The sequence below is a fragment of the Clostridium sp. genome (assembly GCF_051650885.1).
Taxonomy (GTDB): domain Bacteria; phylum Bacillota; class Clostridia; order Clostridiales; family Clostridiaceae; genus Clostridium.
The window spans coordinates 1-5,424 of record NZ_JBOFRG010000298.1; the positions used below are offsets into that span (position 1 = coordinate 1).

The 5,424-nt window shown below is 29.9% G+C and carries 5 protein-coding genes; 3 read left to right on the plus strand and 2 right to left on the minus strand.

Annotation, left to right across the window (positions count from 1 at the left end; translation table 11 throughout):
* Positions 1 to 191 precede the first annotated feature (191 nt).
* Entirely contained in the window at positions 192 to 389 is a 198-nt protein-coding gene (locus ACRC28_RS14100) for a hypothetical protein (protein ID WP_438544082.1), read from the plus strand.
* Positions 390 to 447: 58 nt separating this feature from the next.
* On the opposite strand, the gene ACRC28_RS14105 is transcribed toward ACRC28_RS14100, so the two are convergent.
* Positions 448 to 2,271, minus strand: coding sequence for a DUF6923 family protein (locus tag ACRC28_RS14105; RefSeq protein ID WP_438544083.1), 1,824 nt, complete (start codon positions 2,269 to 2,271; stop codon positions 448 to 450).
* Between the two features lie 172 nt (positions 2,272 to 2,443).
* Here ACRC28_RS14105 and ACRC28_RS14110 point away from each other — a divergent pair, with 172 nt between their 5' ends.
* Together ACRC28_RS14110 and ACRC28_RS14115 are read left to right on the plus strand one after the other, a co-directional pair.
* Positions 2,444 to 3,352, plus strand: a complete 909-nt coding sequence (locus ACRC28_RS14110; protein WP_438544084.1) for an NUDIX hydrolase — start codon at positions 2,444 to 2,446, stop codon at positions 3,350 to 3,352.
* 81 nt (positions 3,353 to 3,433) lie between these two features.
* Complete coding sequence (locus ACRC28_RS14115) at positions 3,434 to 4,897, plus strand: nicotinate phosphoribosyltransferase (protein ID WP_438544085.1); 1,464 nt, start codon at positions 3,434 to 3,436, stop codon at positions 4,895 to 4,897.
* Between the two features lie 207 nt (positions 4,898 to 5,104).
* Here the strand turns inward: ACRC28_RS14115 and ACRC28_RS14120 are convergent.
* A partial coding sequence (locus ACRC28_RS14120) for a cation transporting ATPase C-terminal domain-containing protein (protein WP_438544086.1) occupies positions 5,105 to 5,424 on the minus strand: 320 nt, incomplete at its 5' end.

Below are 5,424 nucleotides of genomic sequence, written 5' to 3' on the forward strand. Positions count from 1 at the left end.
GATTAATTACTAAAAGTGTAGGTTAATAATGAGAAAAACCTACAATGTATTAGTAAAAGTAATATAGAATTCAAATAATGCAAAGAAAACAGTCTTAAACTGTAATATTGATGAAGTGCATTTCTAGACAAATATAATAATTGTGATAATATAAGGGTATAAAATATTAAAAGTTTAGGAGATTTAGATTATTGAAATTAAAGAAAGATTACTTTGATCAAATTCATAGTCACATAAATCACATGGAAGAAACCTCAGTAATGGGCTTAAATGAAAAGTCATATAGTAGAAGTTTGAAGGTTAACCGTGTATCTAGACAGGTTTCAGATTTAGTGGCAGTAACTACAATAAGTGTAGCATTAGGTATGCTAACTATATTTATTAGATAAAATTTCAAAATCGAATACTAAAATTGAAAGGGCTATCGTATCTGATAGTCCTTTTAATTTATATACAAACTATTTGTGTTTTAAATGAAACGGTTATAGTTTGAAGTGGGGCTATATTATTTAGTGGAATTCCATTTTCAGGTGAAATAGAAGGTACTTGAAGATTATTTATAAAGACAGAATCTGTTATAAATACTGTATTTGTTGGAATTGTATCATACAAGATTAAATTTTTTAGAGTAATATTTCCACTGTTAAATAGAGTGAGAGTATAAGTTAAAGTGTCATTACAAAGTGCAAAGACTTTATCAACAGTTTTAGTGAGAGAAATAGAGTTATCTACTATAGTTGTAGAAACACTATTACTTATGACAGTATCAGTAAAGATAGTTGGAATTGTTGGATTTACAATAAAAGTAAATTTTGTTGTTGAATTGTTTATTAGTGGATTTGGTATAGGAACAGAATTTACTAAAACCTTAAATGTAATAGTCGAAGTTGTACCTTCCTTAATATTATTTGGAAGAGTAATATTTGGGAAATTTATATTTGAAACGACAGTTCCATCTTGAGTTAAACTATTTGAAACAAAGGATACAGAAGAAGGCAGTGTATCAATTAAGATTAAGCTATTTGTTATTGTATTCCCTAAATTTGTTAAAGTTATAGTGTAAGTTAAGATATCATTTAAAGAGGCATAACTAAAATCTACAAATTTAGAAGAGGCAAGCGTTACATTTAAAATTGTAGTTTGTGTGAAAGTTGTATTTGCACTTTTGGTAAAGGTATTTCCCGTTGAAGTATCTGTAAAGCTATAAGTGAATGTGGCAGTATTATCTATAGGATTTAAATTAGGAAGAGCTGTTGCAGATACTTTAAAGGTTACAGTTGATAATCCAACTGGGATAGTTCCAAGATTTATACCATTAGGATAAATTGGACTTCCTGCTACAGGTATATTGTTTAAAGTTAAAGAGTTGTTTATAAATGTGGTTTCTGTAGCTAAGGTATCTAGTAAAAATACATTTGTTGCAGGAACATTACCAATATTTTTAACTGCAATAGTATAAATAATATCATCTCCTAATCTAACATAGGAGGAAGAGGTTTTTATAGGAGGGTCCTCAAGGGTTGCAAAAAATATTGGAGCTTGTGCACATCTTGCACCATCTCCACCTGAAATAGGACCAAGGCTTGAAAAAGTGCTTCCAGTTGCATTAGTCCCTGAAATAACAAATTTAAAAACATTTCCAGTTAAGTTATCAATACCATAAAGTTCTCCAGAAGGGCCAAAGAAAAGGGAACCATATTGTCCTGTACCAGGTGCATTAGAAGTTGTGAGAGCAGTAACAACACCTGTATTTGGATCCATCCTTCGAATTATTCCATCAGCATTTCTCATATAGTACAGCATGCCATCAGTAGGACTAAAAGCCCAATCACCAGCTCCAATTGCAGAAAGAGAAACAGTAGCACCAGTTATAACGGTACCAGAAGTTGTTAAAAGTTTTGTATTTGGATCAACAAGATTTAAATAAGTGCTACGAGATGGATTAATATCAACAACAAAATAAGTTAATGAAGCACCTACTGTTAAATATAAATATCCATTTTGAATATCGCCAATATTATAAGCTTGAACAGGTAAGTTTGGAATAGATGGTAAATCTAATGAAGTCATATCTCCACCAAGCTTTACAACTCTATTAGTAGTGGTATTATAACCATACATATATCCATCAAGAGAATTATATCCAACAGCATTAAATGAACCATTAGGAGTGAATGTGCCAAGGTCAGTATATAAACCAGTAGCCAAGTCTACTCGTAAAAGAGTACTAGAAAAAACGTAGGCAAAAGAACTACAGTTAAAAGGTATCAAAATATCACATCCTTTATTAGATTTTATAAGATTAATATATGGTGAAGGGGAAGAAAAATAAACAAAAAAGAAAATAAGGAGAATTTTTAGAAAATTCAAAAAAGTATTGACTTATTCTTTTTTTGAGCATAAGATATAAATATAAACTTATTATAAAAAAGAGAATAAGTTAATGAAAGATGGTGAGTTTATGAAAGCTTTAAGAAAGAATAAAAAAGGACAAACTTTAGAAGAATTTTTAAAGGCATATAAGCCAAAGGATTATGAAAGACCATCAGTTACAGTAGATATGCTTTTATTTACAGTTGATGATAAATTTAATGATGATAAGAAGAGAGTTCCTGATAAAGAGCTTAAAATAATGCTTGTTAAAAGAGGGGATCATCCTTTTGTAGGACAATGGGCAATTCCTGGTGGATTTGTTGATATAGATGAATCAGTTGAAGATGCTGTTTATAGGGAGCTTAAAGAAGAAACGAATATAGAAAATGTATATTTAGAACAACTTTACCTTATGGGAGATGTAGACAGAGACCCAAGAATGAGAGTAATATCATCAGCGTATATGGCACTTGTTAGTAGTAAAAATTTAAATCCTATAGCAGGTGATGATGCAGATGATGTTATGTGGTTTACTGTAAAGATAAAGGATAGAACTGAAGATAGCTATATTATTTCCTTAGAAGGAGATGATTTAAAAACTGTTTTAAGCTATAAGGTTAAAATTGTTTTTAAAGATAGAGGAATATTAAGAAAAAAAGATTTTATAATAGAACCAGTATATGAAGATTTAGATACACAGTTAGCTTTTGACCATATTAAAGAAATAAATATGGCACTTGAAAGACTGAAAAATAAAATCGAATATACAGAGGTAGCGTTTACGTTAATAGATGAATATTTCACATTAACAGAATTACAAAAGGTTTATGAAGTTATTTTGGGAAAACAACTTAGAAAATCAAATTTTAGAAAAAAAATAAAGTCTATGGTAGTAGAGACAGAAATGTCTGAAAATGTAGGTGGATATAGACCACCAAAGTTATATAAATTTAATAAGGATTGGACCCATGAATTTTAAAATATGGGTTTCTATTTTGGAAAAACATATTCTAAAAGGGAGAATATGTAATAATGATAGTAGTAGGAGAGGATATTAGAGATGAAGAAACTAGATTTAAAAGATAATAAAAATTTAAGTATGCTTGTAGATTTTTATGAGCTTACAATGTCAAATGGGTATTTTACAAAGGATGTATATAATAAAAAAGTTGTTTGTGATATGTTTTTTAGAAGAGTTCCAGATAAGGGAGGCTTTGCAATAGCAGCAGGTCTTGAACAGTTTATTGAATATATAGAAAACTTAAATTTTGATATGGAAGACATAGAATACTTAAAGGAAATGAATATTTTTGATGAGAAGTTTTTAGAATATCTTTTAAACTTCAAATTTAAAGGTGATATATATGCAATTCCAGAAGGGACACCAGTATTTCCAAATGAGCCTATAGTTACAATAAAAGCAAATATAATAGATGCACAGCTTATAGAAACTATGCTTCTTTTATCTATAAATCATCAAACTTTAATAGCAACAAAAGCTAATAGAATAGTTATGGCAGCTGGAGAAAGTACAGTGTTTGACTTAGGAGCAAGAAGAGGACAAGGAAGTGATGCTGCAATTTTAGGGGCGAGAGCTTCTATAATTGGAGGAGTAACAGCAACAGCAACAGCTATATCAGGACAAAGATATGGTGTGGGAGTTGTTGGAACTATGGCTCACTCATGGATTCAATTTTTTGAAGATGAGTATAAGGCATTTAAAACTTATGCAGAAACTTATCCTGATAATTGTGTTCTTTTAGTAGATACCTACAGTGTTTTAAATTCAGGAATTCCAAATGCTATAAAGGTTGCTAAAGAAGTTTTAGAGCCAATGGGAAAAAGACTTAAGGGAATAAGATTAGATAGTGGGGATTTAGCATATCTTTCAAAGAAGGTTAGAAAAATTTTAGATAAAGAAGGGTTACATGACTGTAAGATTATTGCATCAAATAGCTTAGATGAATATATAATAAGAGATTTAATAAGGCAAGGTGCAGCTATTGATGTTTATGGAGTTGGAGAAAGACTTATAACAGCAAAATCAGAGCCAGTTTTTGGTGGAGTATATAAGCTTATGGCAGTTGAAGAAAATGGTGTTATGATGCCAAGAATAAAGCTTTCAGAAAATGTTGAAAAGGTAACTAATCCAGGTTCTAAAGAAGTATGGAGATTATTTGATAATGAAACAGGGAAAGCTATTGCGGATATATTAACTGTTGAAGGTGAGTATATAGATGATACTAAGCCTTATAGAATATTTAATCCAGTTCATACATGGAAAAGAAAAACAGTTAAAAACTTTAAAGCAGTTAAACTTCAAGTTCAAATATTTAAAGAGGGAGAACTTGTTTATAAATGCCCAAGTATAGAGGAAATAAGAAAGGTTAGAGAAGAAGGAATTGAATCTTTATGGGATGAAATAAAAAGATTTGAAAATCCACATGAATACTATGTTGACCTTTCACAAAAATTATGGGATTTAAAAAATGAATTAATAAGTAAATATAAAGAAGAAGCTTAAAATAAGCTTTTAATTAAAACAGGCACAGTAAGATATAAAATTACTGTGCCTGTTTATTGTAGACTATTAATAAATTTAAATTAGATCTTCTTTTTCTTTTTATTGCTTTGTCTTTTTAATACAAATATAGGAAGACCAAGATAAGCAATAAATCCAACAATGAATCCAAGGATAGTTAAATCACTCATTTTAAAATTACCTCCTAAATTATAGTAATGCACCAAAGCATTTAATGTAGATTTTCTTAACAACTTGAGTTAATGCACATAAAACAATCATTAATCCGAAGATGTATAGAAGATACCATGGAGTTATGTGAACCATTCCCATAGCACGACCTATAGAAGTATAAGGAAGTCCCCATCCAACTGCAAGCGCACCTAAAATAGAAAGGTTAAATATCCATGATGGATTACTTTGAATAAATGGTATCTTTTCAGTTCTTAAAGTATAAAGAACGAAGATTGAGTTTGCAACACCTTCAATAAACCAACCTGTTTGGAAAAGAGCTGAAGTTGCAACTGTTG